This is a genomic window from Novosphingobium sp., from assembly GCF_039595395.1.
GTDB lineage: Bacteria > Pseudomonadota > Alphaproteobacteria > Sphingomonadales > Sphingomonadaceae > Novosphingobium.
In genome coordinates this window covers 1380339-1396087 of the sequence record NZ_JBCNLP010000001.1, presented here as the reverse complement: position 1 = coordinate 1396087, position 15749 = coordinate 1380339, and the positions used below count along the sequence as shown (strand labels likewise).

Annotated in this window: 13 protein-coding genes and 1 pseudogene; 7 read left to right on the top strand and 7 right to left on the bottom strand. The window is 65.8% G+C overall.

Annotated elements, in window-relative coordinates:
- The first annotated feature begins 190 nt into the window (after nt 1–190).
- Nucleotides 191–2599: a glycosyltransferase family 4 protein gene (locus ABDW49_RS06655; protein ID WP_343610617.1), complete on the top strand. Its 2409-nt coding sequence runs from the start codon at nt 191–193 to the stop codon at nt 2597–2599.
- A complete protein-coding gene (locus tag ABDW49_RS06650) occupies nt 2550–3887 on the top strand; it encodes a glycoside hydrolase family 130 protein (RefSeq protein ID WP_343610616.1) in 1338 nt (445 codons plus the stop codon). Before ABDW49_RS06655 ends, ABDW49_RS06650 begins: the two co-directional genes overlap by 50 nt.
- 4 nt (nt 3888–3891) lie before the next feature.
- Here ABDW49_RS06650 and ABDW49_RS06645 read toward each other — a convergent pair whose 3' ends face one another.
- Nucleotides 3892–4320 carry a low affinity iron permease family protein gene (locus ABDW49_RS06645; RefSeq protein ID WP_343610615.1) on the bottom strand — a complete coding sequence of 143 codons (429 nt, stop codon included), beginning with the start codon at nt 4318–4320 and terminating at the stop codon, nt 3892–3894.
- A gap of 189 nt (nt 4321–4509) precedes the next feature.
- On the opposite strand from ABDW49_RS06645, the gene ABDW49_RS06640 reads away from it, so the two are divergent.
- Both ABDW49_RS06640 and ABDW49_RS06635 read left to right on the top strand, forming a co-directional pair.
- A complete protein-coding gene (locus tag ABDW49_RS06640; RefSeq protein WP_343610614.1) occupies nt 4510–5106 on the top strand; it encodes a biliverdin-producing heme oxygenase in 597 nt (198 codons plus the stop codon).
- A complete protein-coding gene (locus ABDW49_RS06635) occupies nt 5103–7646 on the top strand; it encodes an HWE histidine kinase domain-containing protein (RefSeq protein WP_343610613.1) in 2544 nt (847 codons plus the stop codon). The genes ABDW49_RS06640 and ABDW49_RS06635 overlap by 4 nt, the downstream gene beginning before the upstream one ends.
- Nucleotides 7647–7813: 167 nt before the next feature.
- Here the strand turns inward: ABDW49_RS06635 and ABDW49_RS06630 are convergent, their stop codons facing one another.
- Nucleotides 7814–8002, bottom strand: a complete 189-nt coding sequence (locus ABDW49_RS06630; RefSeq protein ID WP_206239107.1) for a CsbD family protein — start codon at nt 8000–8002, stop codon at nt 7814–7816.
- A 202-nt stretch (nt 8003–8204) separates the two neighbouring features.
- On the opposite strand from ABDW49_RS06630, the gene ABDW49_RS06625 reads away from it, so the two are divergent.
- Together ABDW49_RS06625 and ABDW49_RS06620 are read left to right on the top strand one after the other, a co-directional pair.
- The gene (locus tag ABDW49_RS06625) at nt 8205–9098 is read left to right on the top strand and encodes an alpha/beta fold hydrolase (protein WP_343610612.1); all 894 of its coding nucleotides are present in this window, start codon (nt 8205–8207) and stop codon (nt 9096–9098) included.
- Complete coding sequence (locus ABDW49_RS06620; RefSeq protein WP_343610611.1) at nt 9098–9790, top strand: aspartate/glutamate racemase family protein; 693 nt, start codon at nt 9098–9100, stop codon at nt 9788–9790. The genes ABDW49_RS06625 and ABDW49_RS06620 overlap by 1 nt, the downstream gene beginning before the upstream one ends.
- Here the strand turns inward: ABDW49_RS06620 and ABDW49_RS06615 are convergent.
- Nucleotides 9787–10809: a zinc-binding alcohol dehydrogenase family protein gene (locus ABDW49_RS06615; protein ID WP_343610609.1), complete on the bottom strand. Its 1023-nt coding sequence runs from the start codon at nt 10807–10809 to the stop codon at nt 9787–9789. The genes ABDW49_RS06620 and ABDW49_RS06615 overlap by 4 nt on opposite strands.
- A 116-nt stretch (nt 10810–10925) precedes the next feature.
- Here ABDW49_RS06615 and ABDW49_RS06610 point away from each other — a divergent pair, with 116 nt between their 5' ends.
- On the top strand, nt 10926–11282 hold the full coding sequence (locus ABDW49_RS06610; protein ID WP_343610607.1) for a helix-turn-helix domain-containing protein: 357 nt from the start codon (nt 10926–10928) through the stop codon (nt 11280–11282).
- A gap of 14 nt (nt 11283–11296) precedes the next feature.
- On the opposite strand, the gene ABDW49_RS06605 is transcribed toward ABDW49_RS06610, so the two are convergent.
- The 4 genes and pseudogenes from ABDW49_RS06605 to ilvD all read right to left on the bottom strand — a co-directional run bounded on the left by ABDW49_RS06605 (nt 11297) and on the right by ilvD (nt 15657).
- Nucleotides 11297–11494: a hypothetical protein gene (locus tag ABDW49_RS06605; protein WP_343610605.1), complete on the bottom strand. Its 198-nt coding sequence runs from the start codon at nt 11492–11494 to the stop codon at nt 11297–11299.
- Between the two features lie 98 nt (nt 11495–11592).
- Entirely contained in the window at nt 11593–12969 is a 1377-nt protein-coding gene (locus tag ABDW49_RS06600; RefSeq protein ID WP_343610604.1) for an L-serine ammonia-lyase, read from the bottom strand.
- Between the two features lie 19 nt (nt 12970–12988).
- The gene (locus tag ABDW49_RS06595; RefSeq protein WP_343610603.1) at nt 12989–13474 is read right to left on the bottom strand and encodes an asparaginase domain-containing protein; all 486 of its coding nucleotides are present in this window, start codon (nt 13472–13474) and stop codon (nt 12989–12991) included.
- Between the two features lie 329 nt (nt 13475–13803).
- A pseudogene (gene ilvD, locus ABDW49_RS06590) lies at nt 13804–15657 on the bottom strand (dihydroxy-acid dehydratase).
- Nucleotides 15658–15749: the final 92 nt, after the last annotated feature.

Genomic DNA, 15749 nt, shown 5'->3' with positions numbered 1-15749 from the left:
TCCGGCTGGTCGCACAGGCCGGACATCACCCCAAAACCGCGTCGAAGTGATGCACTAAACGGCTCATCTGAAAGGTTACAATTTTGGGTCGATCCGGCGCCAGACAGGTGGAACTCCTGTCAAGCTGACCCATTGTTCAGGTGAGCCCCGGATGAACCGGACAGTGCCGCCCTGAGGGAAGCCCCCCGCCATGACCACCTTCTTCCCTGACGCGAGCAACACGCCCGGCATAAGCGGCCCTGCGGATGTGGTCGATCTCTTCGCGCATGAGCCGCATACCCGCCGGCTGCGCGTCGCGCTGATCGGCACCTACACCCCGCGCCGCTGCGGCATCGCCACCTTCACCTGCGACATCAGCGAGAAGCTGGCCGCCTATGTCCCCGACATCGACGTCGACGTCTATGCGCTGGACCAGCAGGACTCCGGTCTCACCTATGAGCCCCACGTCCACACCATCGAGGCCGACAATGCCGAGGCCTATGCCCGCGCCGCGCGGCTGATCAACGAAAGCGGCGCCGATGTGGTCTGGCTGCAGCATGAGTTCGGCATCTTCGGCGGCCCCGACGGCGATATGGTGCGCGCGCTGGTCGATGGCGTCGCCGCCCCGCTGCTGGTCACCTTCCACACCGTGCTGGCAAAGCCCTCCGCAGGGCAGCGCGCGGTGACCGAGCATCTCGTCAGCCGCGCCAGCAAGGTGATGGTGATGTCGCGCCATGGCGCCGATCTGCTGACCTCCAGCTACCATGCCCGCCCGGAGACCATCGAGATCATCGAGCATGGCGCCCCCGACCGCCCCTTCGGCGGCGAGGAAGGCGCCAAGGTCCGCATGGGTCTGGAAGGCAGGCAGGTGCTGACCACCTTCGGCCTGCTGGGCCCCGGCAAGGGGCTGGAGCAGGTGATCGAGGCGCTGCCCGCCATCATCGCGCGCCATCCCGATGTGATCTATCGCATTCTGGGCGCCACCCATCCGGTGTTGCTGGCCCGCGATGGCGAAACCTATCGTGAAGGGCTGATCGCTCGCGCTCAGGAGTTGGGCGTGGCGGATCATATCGTCTGGGAAAACCGCTTCCTCGACACCGATGAGCTGCTCGACCAGCTTGAGGCCTGCGACATCTACATCACGCCCTATCCCAATCTGGGCCAGTCCACTTCGGGCACGCTCAGCTATGCGGTGGCGCTGGGCAAGGCGGTGGTGTCCACCAGCTATGTCCATGCCAGCGAGCTGCTGGCCGATGGCGTGGGCCGCCTGATCCCCAGCAATGCGCCCGAGGCGATCGCCCAGGCCGTCAATGCCCTGCTCGACGATCCCAAGGCGCTGATGGCCACCAAGCTGCGCGCCTATCAGCGCGGCCGCCAGACCATCTGGCCGCTGTTTGCGCAGGCAGGGGCCAAGCTGGTGCGCGAGACGATGGCGCCCTCGCCCCGCCCCGTCTCGCCGCAGATGGTGCCGGGCCTCTCCGCCGTCTTTGCCATGAGCGACGCCACCGGCATGCTGCAGCATTCGGTCGGCATCGTGCCCGATCGGCACCATGGCTATTGCCTCGACGACAACGCGCGCGCGCTGATGCTGATGAATGTCTCGACCTCGCTGAGCGAAGCGGAACGCCTGCGCTGGAGCATCTGCTACGCCGCCTTCGTGCAATATGCCTGGAATCCGGAAAAGGGCCGCTTCCGCAACTTCATGAATTTCGACCGGACATGGTGCGAAACCGAGGGCTCGGAGGATTCCAACGGTCGCGCGCTCTGGGCTTTGGGCCATACGGTGGAGCATTCGCCCCTGCCCGACATTCGCGCCTGGGCACTCGACCTGTTCGACCGCGTGCTCGACAGCATGGAGCCGCTGCAGAGCCCGCGCGCCATGGGCTTTGCCGCGCTGGGCGCGCTGGCGCTGATGCGCGCGGGCAAGCAGCACGACGGCGCGCGCGACATGGTGATCGACAGCTGCAACATGCTGGCTCATCTGCTCGACAAGACGCGCCGCCCCGACTGGGCCTGGTTCGAGGCGGTGCTGGGCTATGACAATCCGCGCCTGTGTCAGGTGCTCATCGAGGCTGGGCACCGGCTCGGCGAAAAAACCTGGCTGGCAATCGGCCTGGAAACGCTCGACTGGATCAGCCGCTGCCAGACCGGCATTCAGGGCCATTTCCGCCCCATCGGCTCGGAAAGCTTTGGCCGTCAGGGCACATGGCAACCCTTTGATCAACAACCGCTTGAGGCTCAGGCCGCCATCGAGGCTTTCCATAGCGCCTTCGTCGCAACCGCTGACAAGGGGTGGACCGATCAGGCCCAGCAGGTGTATCAATGGTTCTTCGGCGCCAATGACCGCGGCGTCGTGCTGGCCGATATCGCCACCGGACGGTGCCGTGACGGTGTAACGCCGCGAGGGCGTAACGAAAATTCGGGTGCGGAATCGATTTTGGCCTTCCAGCTTGGCCATCACAGCTTGTGCCAACTGCTGCGTCGCCTTGCGCCGCCCCAGTTTCAGCAGAGCACGCATCTCTCACAAGCCGTTGCCACGGCCAGCCAGACGCCCATCAAGGGGATCCAACTTGGACAAACAGTTGCACGTCCTGTCGCGCAATCCGCTGCATATTCTTGATGAGAGACTTCATGCCGACCCCACACGGGTCGTTCTGCGCCCCTTCCACCTGGGGTGGCAGGGAGCAGGCGCGCCCGAGGGGCGCGCCTTGCGGCTTGTGCGCGATGTCGTCTCGCTGGACGAGGCACAGGTGGAGCGCGAATATGCGCTGGTCCTGCACGACTTCCTCGACCGCCACTGGCAGACCGAACACATGTTCGAGGCCCGCTTCGAAGAGGTGGCCAATGCGCTGGAACTGGGCCGCCGCGATGTCGGCGTGGCCAATTTCTCGCCGACGCGGCGCAAGCTGATCGGCGCCTATTTCTGCCATGAATACACCTATGCCGCCGCCGCCTTGATGAACCCCTCCATCGTCCCTCACCCGGACCAGAGCGGGATGAAAGAGGGCACGGTGCGCTTCATCCTCTCGCTGCGGGCGGTGGGCGAAGGGCATATCAGCTCGGTCGCCTTCCGCGAGGGGATCGCCAGCGATGATGGCAGCTTCTCCCTGTGGCCGGAATCCGCCTTTGCCACCGCCGTGCAGCGCTGCGACCATGGGCTGGGTGTGCAGGATGACGAGGCCCCCGTGCAGGTGGAGCGCCACCCCGAAAGCAGCCTGTCGAACACGGTGATCTTCCCCATCACCGAACAGCAGGCCAATGGGCTGGAGGATCTGCGCCTCGTCCGGCTCGACCATGGCGACGGCGACATCGAATGGGTCGGCACCTACACCGCCTATTCGGGCCGCTCGATCCGCAGCGAATTGCTGCGCACCCGCGACTTCCACCGCTTCACGCTGGAGCCGGTGCAGGGCCGCGCCGGTCGCAACAAGGGCATGGCGCTGTTCCCGCAAAAGATCGGCGGGCAATATCTGATGGTGGGCCGTCAGGACGGCAAGAACCTCTACCTCCTCAAATCGGACCGGCTTGATCGCTGGGACGATGAGGGCGTGCTGCTGATGGAGCCCGAATATCCCTGGGAGTTCATCCAAATCGGCAATTGCGGCAGCCCGATCCTGACCGATGCGGGCTGGCTGCTGTTCACCCATGGCGTGGGGGCGATGCGCAAATATGCGCTGGGCTGCGTGCTGCTCGACCGCGACGATCCCTCGCGCGTCATTGGCCGCGTGCGCGAGCCGGTGCTCACCGCCGAGAATGCCGACCGCGCGGGCTATGTGCCCAATGTGGTCTACACCTGCGGCGCGCTGCTGCTGGGCAAGGACCAGTTGCTGATCCCCTATGGCATCTCGGACATTTCGGTGGGCTTTGCCAAGGCGCGGCTGGAGGATCTGCTGGCGCTGATGATCTAAGCCCTCACTGCTTTTCCGGCAGTTTGTCCTTCACCTCCTCGATCACCTTTGCCGCAGTTTCGATCGCTTCCTCGACACCCTCGACATCGCATTCCTGCTCGATGGCGTCGCGGATGGCCTCGATCTCGGCATCGCTCTTGTGCTCCAGCCCGACAAGCTGGTTGCGCGCCTTGTCGGCGGAGCGCAGGATCTCGTCGATCTTGGAATGCAGCGCCACAATGTCGCGGTTCTGCGAATTCTGGATCACAAAGACCATCAGGAAGGTGATGATCGTGGTGCCGGTGTTGATCACCAACTGCCATGTGTCGGAATAATGGAACAACGGCCCGCTGGCGGCCCAGATCACCACCACCGCCACGGCAAGCGCAAAGGTAACCGGCCGCCCCGTCCAGACGGAGACTCGTTCGGCGAAGCGGGAAAAGGCGCTGGGCATGGGTGGCGATAGCTCCGGAAAAGGGGCGATGGCCTGTCTTCCTGCGAGACAGCAGCGCTCTGATCTCCTAAGCCGTCGGCCCCGACGATGTTCCCTCTCCGGAAATTTGCGCAGATTGCAGCGAAGGAGGGAGCCTTGGGGCTCCTGATGCATTTAGCATCAGATACGGTACCGAAAGCGAAGGTTGCAATGCCCGAAAACCCGATGCCCACCATGGCGCCAGAGGATTTGCGCCATGTCCTAAGGCAGGGCACGCGTGAAGATCATGAGCGGCTGGACGCCCTGCTGGGCGCCTGCGACCTGTCGACCCACGCAGGACTGACGCGCTTTCTGCAAGCCCATGCCATCGGCCTTCAGGCGGTGGCCCCCTTGGCAGCACGCTTTGTTCAGGATGAACTGGGGCTGGCCATGCCCGATGTCGAGGCCATGGTCGCGCGCGATCTGGCCGATCTGGGCTGCAATGCGCCTCTGCCCGCTGTCCCCGCCCTGCCGACCGAAGGTCCTGCCGGGGCTGCCTATGTGCTGATCGGCTCGCGGCTGGGCACGGCGGTGCTGCGCTCACGCGGCTATTGGTCGCCCGGCACGCCCGGTTTCAGCCATTATATGGAAGACAACAGCCTGCGCGCGCTGTGGCAACCTTTGGTCAAGGCCCTGCGCGACCTGCCCGAAGCCCGGCACGCGGCCGCCCTCGACACCGCCCGCGCCAGCTTCGCCGCTTTCGAGCAGGGCCTGCATCTGGCCGAAACCATGCCTTTGCCCGACCATGCGAGCGCGCTTCCCTCATGACCCTCACCTATCCCGACCAGGGCGTCGATCTCAACAGTTGCGATCTCGAACCGATCCACATCATCGGGGGCATTCAGCCTTTCGGCTATCTGGTGGCGCTGTCGAGTGACTGGATCGTGGCGCGCGCCTCGGCCAATTGCGGGGCTCTGCTGGGCCGCCCCGCCGATGAGGCGCTGGGCCATCCCGCTTCCACCTTCTTCACACCCGCCGCCGTCGAGCAGATCCGCCAAAGGCTGGCCGAACTGCCCGCGGGCCAGGTCGAGCGGCTGTTCAACCTGCCGCTGACGCCCGACTGGCGCCCCTTCGATGTCGCCGTCTATCGCGCCGGGCGGCAATTCGTGCTGGAGATCGAGCCCTCGCATCCCGGCACGCCGCGCGACTATCTCTCGCTGGTGCGCCCGATGTTCGATGCCGCGCGTCAGGCCTCCAGTCTGGAGGATCTGTGCGACATTGCCGCGCGCCAGATGCGCCGCCTCACCGGCTTCGACCGGGTGAAGGTCTATCGCTTCGACGAGACCGGCGCGGGCGAGGTCGTGGCCGAAGCGCGCGGCGACCAGATCGACAGCTTTCTGGGCCTGCATTTCCCCGCCTCGGACATTCCGAAACAGGCGCGCAAGCTCTACACCCAGAATTTGCTGCGCATCATCGCGGACATCGACGCCGTACCAGTGCCGATCCATCCCGCTCTGGATGCCGATGGCGTGCCGCTGGACCTGAGCCCAAGCGGGCTGCGCGCGGTCTCTCCGGTGCATATCGAATATCTGCGCAACATGGGGGTGAAAGCCTCCATGTCGGTGTCGATCCTGCGCGGCGGACAATTGTGGGGCCTGTTCGCCTGCCACCATTACGCGCCGCTGAGCCTGCCCTATGCCACGCGCACGGCGGCCGAACTGTTTGGCGAGTTCTTTTCCGGCCTGCTCGAGCAGATGGAAATCCGCACCACGCTGGCCCAGCACGAAACCGCCACGCGGCTGCATGACGATCTGACGGCGCAGGTCGCCCATGGCGGATCGCTGCTGGCGAATTTCGACCGTTTCGCCGATCTGATCCGGCAGGTGATCCCCTTCGACGGCATCGTCGGCTATGTCGCGGGCGATTATGTCTCGCTGGGTCAGACACCCAGCCAGGCGCAGTTCCTCGATCTGGCGCGCTTTCTCAACACCACGGGCAATGGCGCCTGCTGGTCGACGCATCATCTGGCACGGGTCTATCCCCCCGCGCAGGCCTTTGGCGACAAGGTCTGCGGGCTGCTGGCCGTGCCGGTGTCGCGCGTGCCCCGCGATTTCCTCGTGCTGTTCCGCCGCGAATATGCCCATGAGGTGCTGTGGGCCGGTGACCCCGGCGCGCCCAAACAGGCGCCCGGTCCTTTGGGCGACCGCCTGACCCCGCGCAAAAGCTTCGCCCTGTGGAAGGAAGAGCGCCGCCGCCAGTCGAAACCATGGTCGGGCGATGAAAAGGCGATTGCCGAAAAGCTGCGCGTCACGCTGATCGAGGTGATCCTGCAACTGCTCGACGCCTCCAATGCCGAGCGTGAGGCCTCCGCCCGCCGCCAGCAGGATCTGATCGCCGAGCTGAACCACCGCGTGCGCAATTCGCTCAACATGATCGGGGCGATGGTCAGCCAGGGCCAGCGCAGCGCCACTTCGCTCGCCGATTTCTGCAGCCGGGTCAGCGCGCGCATCGCCACGCTGGCCCGGGCGCACGATCAGGTCAATGCCACAAGCTGGGCGCCCTTTCCGCTCGGCCCGCTGGTGCATGAAACGGTGCGCGCCGCCTTCCCCGAAAGCCATGGCGCGCTGACGATCAGCGGCCCGCAAGTGCTGATCCGCCCTTCGGCCTTCACCACGCTGGCGGTGGTGATCCACGAGCTGGTCGCGCACAGCACCGCGCTCGCCACGCCCGAGGGGCAGGTGCAGATCACCCTGGCCCAGACCGCGACGGGCGCGCTCACCCTCTCATGGCGCGAGAGCGGCGGCGCGGCGACCAGCCCCTGGCAGGACCGGATGGCGCTGGCGATCGTCGAACGCTCGATCCCGCATGAGCTTTCGGGCGAGGCCCGTGTTACCTTTCACACCGAGGGCCTCGAGGCCTTTTTCTCCATTCCCGCCGAAAGGGTGCAGTTCATGAATGATACGCCTCCCCCCTCGCCTGCGGGATCGCAGGCCGGTTCCGGCCCTGCCGCCGCCAGCCTGCTCTCACAGCGCGCGCTGGTGGTGGAGGACAACATCATCATCGGCATGGAGGCCGAGGATCAGCTTCTGGCGCTGGGCGCGCATACGGTGGATCTGGCCAACAATGTGGCGCAGGCCCTCAGCCTGATCGCGGCGAATGTCTATGAATTTGCCCTGCTCGACGTCAATCTAGGCAATGAGAGCAGCCAGCCCATCGCCGAAGTGCTGCAGGGCAATGGCACGCCCTACGCCTTTTCCACCGGCTATGGCGAGGTGCCATGGGCGCATGGCCCCAAGGTGCCGGTGGTGACCAAGCCGCTCGATTCCATCGCGCTGGAACGGGCGATCGTGGCCTCACGCCTGCCCTGAAGGGTTCGGACCTGCGCTCGGCGCGAGGGACCTGCTCCCCATGCAATCAGGCCCCGCCATGGTGATGGCGAGGCCTGTCGAGACCTTACGGTCCGTTGCTGATGCCTGCCGAAGCCGGGCGGGCGTGAAGGGGGCACACGCCCAACGCCCGGCCTGTCGGCCAACCGTTACCGGTCGACGGCATCCTTGATGGCATCCTTCGCCTTGCCCGTGGCGCTCTGCACCTTGCCCTTGGCGTCCTGAGCGGCGCCCTTGGCGGCCAGGCTGGCGTCACCGGTTTCCTTGCCGATGGCTTCCTTCACCTTGCCGATGGCGGAATTGGCAGCACCCGAAATACGGTCGGTGGTCGAACTCATAGTCTGTCTCCTCATGGACTTGCGGATCGGACGAAGGCTCATCCTTCGGGTTAGGAAAGAGCCCGGCGGCAGCCATGTTCCATCGTTCCGCTCAACTGGTCGCAAACCGGCCGCCATCAAGCGACGGCCTCTAAGCCAACCACCTCTTGCCAGCCGAAAGCCGATGCCCCACGGTGCGCCCGGATCATCACAGGGGGCATCGATGCGCTTGGTTCTTCTTCCTTTTCTGCTGGCCACATCGGTCATGGCCCCAATCCCGGCAATCTGCGCGCCAGTGCCCGCCGCCATCGACACCGATCCGCCGCGCGATGCCGCCCATCCCGCCGCCATGTCCGCCTTTGTCATTCCCGTGCCCGAAGGCGCGCTCAATGCCGTGATGTACACCGCCGCCGGAACCGGGCCGCATCCCACGCTGCTGCTGTTCCACGGCTTTCCGGGCAATGAGCAGAACCTCGATCTGGCGCAGGCCGCGCGCCGCGCCGGATGGAATGTGCTGACGCTGCATTATCGCGGATCATGGGGCAGCCCCGGCAGCTTCTCCTTCGCCCATTGCGAGGAGGATGGCGCCCATGCGCTCGCCTTCGTTCGCCAGCGGGACACGATCATCAAATTCCGCATCGATCCCTCGCGCATCGCGGTGGCCGGGCACAGCATGGGCGGCATCGTGGCCGCACGCGTGGCGGCGGACGACCCGCAGGTGCTGGGCGCATTCCTGATCGACCCCGCCGATTTCGCCGCCATCGGGCGCAGCTTCTCCAAGCCCAGCGCGCGCGAGGAGTTCCTCACCAGCGAGGTGCGCGGCGATATGCCCCCGCTGGCCGGCACCAGCGAGCAGGCGATCATGGATGAGGTCGAGCATGCCGGGGCCAACCTCGATCTGGTGGCGACCGTGCCCGCTCTGGCCGGACGCCCGCTGGCGCTGATCGGGGCGCAGCGCGGGATCGGCTTTATGGCAGCGGCGGCGGCTCAGGCCGCGCGCAAGGCAGGGGCCAAACAGATGGACGCCGAAACCCTGCCCACCGATCACAGCTTTTCGGATATGCGCATCGCGCTGGCGACACGGCTGGTGACCTGGCTCGACAGGTTCCAGCACTGATGCGGACCATCGGCCTGATCGGCGGTATGAGCTGGGAAAGCTCGGCCGAATATTACCGCATCCTCAATGAGGGCGTGCGCGACGCGCTGGGGCCGACCGCCTCGGCGCGCTGCCTGCTGTGGTCCTTCGATTTTTCCGAGATCGAAAAGCTGCAGCACGACGGCCACTGGGCTGCGCTGGGCGAGAAGCTGGCCGATGCGGCGACACGCCTTGAAGCAGCAGGCGCCGACCTGCTGCTGATCTGCACCAACACCATGCATAAGCTGGCGGGCGCGGTGGAAGCGGCGGTGAGCATCCCCCTGCTCCATATCGCCGACCCCACGGCAGAGGCGATCAAGGCTCAGGGGCTGACCAAAGTCGGCCTGCTGGGCACCGCCTTCACCATGGAGCAGGATTTTTACAAAGGCCGCCTGACAGACCGTCACGCCCTCGACGTGATCGTGCCCGAGGAGGATGACCGCGCCACCGTTCACCGCATCATCTATCAGGAACTGGTGGCGGGTCAGGTGCTGGAGGAATCGCGTCAGGCCTATCGCGCGGTGATCGCCAGACTGGTGGAGCGCGGCGCCCAGGCCATCATCCTTGGCTGCACCGAGATCATGCTGCTGGTCGGCCCCGAAGACAGCGCGGTGCCGGTGTTCGACACCACCGCGCTGCATGCCGGGGCCGCCGTGCAGGCCGCACTGGGTTAGTCCAGCCAGCCCTCCAGCACCAGCTTGCCGCGCATCCGGTTGCTTTCCAGCAGGGCATGGGCCTGCTTGAGGTTGGCCGCGCTGATGGGGCGCATCACCTCGGTCAGCGTGCTGCGGATTTTCCCGCTATCGGCCAGATCGGCCACCGCATCGAGCAATTTGCCCTGCTCATCGATGTCGGCGGTTTCGAAGAGGGGCCGGGTGAACATGAACTCCCAATGCACCGAGACCGCCTTGCGCTCGAAAGGCGCAATGTCGAGCACATCCGGATCGTCGATCAGCGCGAAACGACCCTGAGGCGCGATCAGTTCAACCACCTCGGCCAGATGCTGGGCGGTATGGGTGGTGGAAAAGACCAGCCCCGGCGCCCCCAGACCCAGCGCCGCAACCTGGCTGGCCAGCGGCTGGCTGTGATCGAGCACATGATGCGCGCCCAACTCCTTCACCCACTCGCCCGTTTCCGGGCGCGAAGCGGTGGCGATGACGGTGAGATCGGTCAAAGCCCGCAGCAACTGGATCGCAATCGAGCCCACCCCGCCCGCGCCGCCAATCACCAGCACCGCAGGCGCCGCGCCGGGCACGGCATCGCGCACACGCAGCCTGTCGAACAGGGCCTCCCATGCGGTGATCGCCGTCAAAGGCAGAGCGGCGGCCTGTGCCCAATCCAGACTGGCAGGCTTGCGCCCGACGATCCGCTCATCGACCAGTTGATATTCGGCATTGCTGCCATCGCGTGAGAGGCTGCCCGCGTAATAGACCACATCGCCAATCGCGAAGCGCGTCGCCAGCGGCCCCGCCGCCTCGACCACACCGGACGCATCCCAGCCCAGCACACGCCAGTCCGCATCGCCGAGCGGCCCGGCGCCACCGCGCACCTTCGTATCGACCGGATTGACCGACACCGCCTTCACCCTGACCAGAATGTCGCGCCCCTGCGGCGCCGGCCTTGGCAGGTCGATATCGATCAGGGCATCCGCTCGATCGAGGGAACCGGGTTGGGCATAACCGATGGCACGCATGGGAACGACTCCTTCATCTGACTGTGAAAGGATCTTACCGACGGCATCGGATCATGTCATAAGCACAAAAAACGCTTATAGTGTCGAAAAGGATACTGTCAGATGGTCGCCGCAAAATGGTAAAAGCCCGCCATTCCCGCCTCGATTGCACGCCCGGCTGCTCGGTGGAGGCCGCGGTCAGCCTGATCGACGGCAAGTGGAAGGCGGTGATTCTCTATCACCTGCTCGACGGCCCGATCCGCTTCAACGCGCTGCGCCGCATGGTGGGCGATGTCACCCAGCGCATGCTGACCAACCAGTTGCGTGAACTGGAGGCCGACGGGCTGATCCTGCGCGAGGTTTTCGCTCAGGTGCCGCCGCGCGTGGATTACTCGCTGTCGGATCGGGGACGGACGCTCTCGCCCATCATTCTGGCGCTGAAGGATTGGGGCGATGCCAATATGGACCTGTTCGGGCGACGACTGGTCGCCTGATTACAGGTGATGCATCAAAGATGATGCAGGGCGGCGATGGCAATGCCCGCACCAAGGGCCCACAGGCCACCGCTGATCGCAATGGCCAGCGGCAGGGCACGCCACAAACCGCTCTCAGGCCGGTTGGCACCGTGACGCAGCACCATCACCTTGGCACCAGCGGCATGGAAAGGGCGGGCTTGCATGGTCATGCCAGAAGGAAGGCGGTTCATGGTCTGAAGTTCCATCATATGTGTGATGAAACCTCTCTACCGCCCGCCCACTGATCTGCAAAATTGCCTAAAGTGCACTCTGTGAGCACTTTTACCGATCAACAGGCCACCACATTCACCGCCAGACCGCCCAGCGAAGTTTCCTTGTAGCGGTCCGACATATCGGCCCCGGTGCGGCGCATCGTCTCGATCACCTCATCGAGCGAAACGCGGTGCGTGCCATCGCCCAGCAGCGCCAGCCGCGCCGCCTCGATGGCTTTCACCGCACCCATCGCATTGCGCTCGATGCAGGGCACCTGCACCAACCCGCCGACCGGATCGCAGGTGAGGCCAAGATTGTGCTCCATGCCGATTTCGGCGGCATTCTCGATCTGGGCATTGCTGCCGCCCAGCACGGCGGCGAGCCCTGCGGCAGCCATCGAGCAGGCCACGCCGACTTCGCCCTGACAGCCCACTTCCGCGCCCGAGATCGAGGCGTTTTCCTTGAACAGCGAGCCAATCAGCGCCGCCACCAGCAGAAAGCGCCGCGTACCGCGATCATCAGCACCGGGCACGAAACGGCGATAGTAACGCAGCACCGCCGGAACGATCCCCGCCGCGCCATTGGTCGGCGCGGTGACGACGCGGCCACCCGCCGCATTCTCCTCATTGACCGCCAGCGCCCAGAGGTTCACCCAGTCCAGCACCGACAGCGGATCGGCCAGCGCTCGCTCTTGCCGCGCCACCAGCGTGGCATGCACCGTGCCCGCGCGGCGCTTCACCTTGAGGCCGCCGGGCAGAATGCCGCCGCCCTGCATGCCGCGCTCGACGCAATCCATCATCGCCGCCGCGATGGTGTCGAGCCGCTGGTCGACCTCGCCCTGCGTGTGCATCGCCAGTTCGTTCGCCATCGCCAGACCGCACAGGCTGAGCCCCGCCGCCTCGGCTTTCTCCAGCAGATCGGCGCCCGAGCGGAAGGGATAGGGCAGCTCCACCCCATCACCGACCGGGCCGTTGGGACCATTGGCACCGACCTCGCCCTCCTCGACGATGATGCCGCCGCCGGTGGAGAAGAAGGTCGCCTGAGCGACCGGCACGCCTTCTGCGTCAAAGGCCGTGAAGCGCAAGCCATTGGTGTGATAGGCCAGCCGGTCACGCTGATGCCACTGGATATCGGCGTAATCGCGAAAGGCGATCTCCGCCCCGCCGTTCAGCGGCAGGCTTTCCTGCGCCGCGATGCGCCCCAGCACCGCCTCGGCCGCATGGGCATCGAGCGTTTCGGGCACCATGCCCGCCAGCCCCAGCATCACCGCGCGGTCGGTGGCGTGGCCCTTGCCCGTCAGCGCCAGCGAGCCATAGAGATCGACCACTACCCGCGCCGGCTCCAGCGGCGCGACCCGCTCGGCAAAGCGCGCGGCGGCCAGCATGGGGCCCATGGTGTGGCTGCTCGAAGGGCCGACACCGATCTTGAAGATCTCGAAAACGCTGGCGGTCATGCCCTCTGCCCTCCGCCGCTCAGAGCGGCACGAAGGCGTTGGCGGCACGGTCCTTGCGGACCTTTGCGGCGTCGAACACCGTGCCATTCATCGCGATGTAGATGCCCGGCGGCGCCACCTGCACCGTGGCCAGCGCCATGCCCAGATTCATCGTGGCATCGCTCTCGGCGAAGCGCGCGGGGCTGAGCGCCCCGAACATGCAGACGGTCTTGCCCGCGATGTCCTTCAGCACGGCGGCGGTGTTGGTCATCGTATCCGTGCCATGGGTGATGACGATGCGGCTTTCCTCGGCGGTCTCGATGGCATGGCGGATCGCGGCACGGTCGGCGTCATCCAGCTCCAGACTGTCCTTGCGGCAGATTTCCTGCACGCGGACGTCCTGCTTCACCAGGCCGATCTCCATCAGGCGCGTGACCATCGTGTCGCCCACCTGAAACTCCGACAGAGCATCGAAATAGACCTTGTCGATCGTGCCGCCGGTGGTGAGGATCAGGATGTCTGCCATGGTTGCGCCTGTTTTGTGGGTTTTCAGGCGGCTGAGGTAGCTTGAGGTTGGGGAGAAAAAAAGGGGTTGAAGGGAGGAAAATGCGAGGGGGTTACCCCCTCGCGCTCCCATGAATGTCGGCGTTTGTGCATCAGCTATGCCTTGCGCATGGCTTGCCGCGCCGCAGGCAAGCAATCCTGCGAGAGCGGCACGACATTCGTAATTTTATTGCCTACGGCGTTTTTGCGATGCCTGCAGAAAGTTCGCGCAAACTCGCCCCAAACTCGCCCTATCGTCGGGAGACGTAACGGGGGTGCAGGGGGCGTAACGCCCCCTGCTTTCAACCTTACTTACTTCTCGATCTGAGTCACATCCCGCACCGCGCCCTTGTCGGCGCTGGTGGCCATCGCGGCGTAGGCGCGCAGGGCGAGGGACACCTCACGCTCGCGGCCCACCGGCTTCCATGCCTTGGCCCCGCGCGCTTCCATCTCGGCGCGGCGCTCGGCCAGCTCCTTGTCGGGCAGGTCCAGGTTGATGCCGCGGTTGGGGATGTCGATCACGATCATGTCGCCGTCCTGCACCAGGGCGATCGGGCCGCCTTCGGCCGCTTCCGGCGAGGCGTGGCCGATGGACAGGCCCGAGGTGCCGCCGGAGAAGCGCCCGTCGGTGAGCAGCGCGCAGGCCTTGCCCAGGCCCTTCGACTTCAGGTAGCTGGTCGGGTAGAGCATTTCCTGCATGCCCGGCCCGCCCTTCGGGCCTTCGTAGCGGATGATCACCACGTCGCCCGCCTTCACCTCGTCGCCGAGGATGCCTTCGACCGCGGCGTCCTGGCTTTCGAAGATCTGCGCGGTGCCTTCGAACACGTGGATCGACTCGTCCACGCCGGCGGTCTTCACCACGCAGCCGTCGAGAGCGATGTTGCCGTACAGCACGGCCAGCCCGCCTTCCTTGGAGTAGGCGTGCTCGACGCTGCGGATGCAGCCCTCGGCGCGGTCGTCGTCCAGGCTCGGCCAGCGGGTGTTCTGGCTGAACGCGGTCTGGGTCGGGATGCCCGCCGGGGGCCGCGCGTTGAAGAAGGTGCGCGACGGCTCTCGTCGTGGCTGCGGCATGATGTCCCAGCGGTCGAGCGCCTCGGCCATGCGTCGCGCGCTGCACGGTGGGGACGTCGGTGTGCAGCAGGCCGGCGCGGGCCAGTTCGCCGAGGATGGCGAAGATGCCGCCGGCGCGGTGCACGTCTTCCATGTGGTACTTCTGCGATGTTCGGCGCCACCTTGCACAGCTGCGGCACCTTGCGCGACAGGCGATCGATGTCGCCCAGGTCGAAGTCCACCTCGGCCTCCTGGGCGGCGGCCAGCAGGTGCAGGATGGTGTTGGTCGAGCCGCCCATGGCGATGTCCAGGGTCATGGCGTTCTCGAACGCCTTGAAGCTGGCGATGTTGCGCGGCAGCACGCTGTCGTCGCCTTCGCCGTAATAGCGCTGGCAGAGTTCCACGGCCAGGCGGCCGGCGCGCAGGAACAGTTGCTCGCGGTCGGCGTGGGTGGCCAGGATCGAGCCGTTGCCCGGCAGCGACAGGCCCAGCGCCTCGGTCAGGCAGTTCATCGAGTTGGCGGTGAACATGCCGGAGCAGGAGCCGCAGGTCGGGCAGGCGCTGCGCTCGAACTCGGCGACCTTCTCGTCGGAGCAGCTGTCGTCGGCGGCGACCACCATGGCATCGACCAGGTCCAGGCCGCGGCTGGCCAGCGTGGCCTTGCCGGCTTCCATCGGGCCGCCGGAGACGAAGACCACCGGGATGTTCAGGCGCAGCGCGGCCATCAGCATGCCGGGGGTGATCTTGTCGCAGTTGGAGATGCAGACCATGGCGTCGGCGCAGTGGGCGTTGACCATGTATTCCACGGAGTCGGCGATGAGCTCGCGGCTCGGCAGCGAATAGAGCATGCCGTCGTGGCCCATGGCGATGCCGTCGTCGACGGCGATGGTGTTGAATTCCTTGGCCACGCCGCCGGCCGCCTCGATCTCGCGCGCGACCAGTTGGCCCAGGTCCTTCAGGTGCACGTGGCCGGGCACGAACTGGGTGAAGGAGTTGGCGACGGCGATGATCGGCTTGCCGAAGTCGTCGTCCTTCATGCCGGTGGCGCGCCACAGGGCGCGGGCGCCCGCCATGTTGCGGCCGTGGGTGGAGGTGGCGCGAACGGTAATCGGGCATGGGATCAAAGACTCGTCTGGCTGAATGTGGGTTGGGCGCGCCTTTACCAGCTTGCCTCGGCAGGGGGAACCGCCTGCATGCGGGGCAAATGG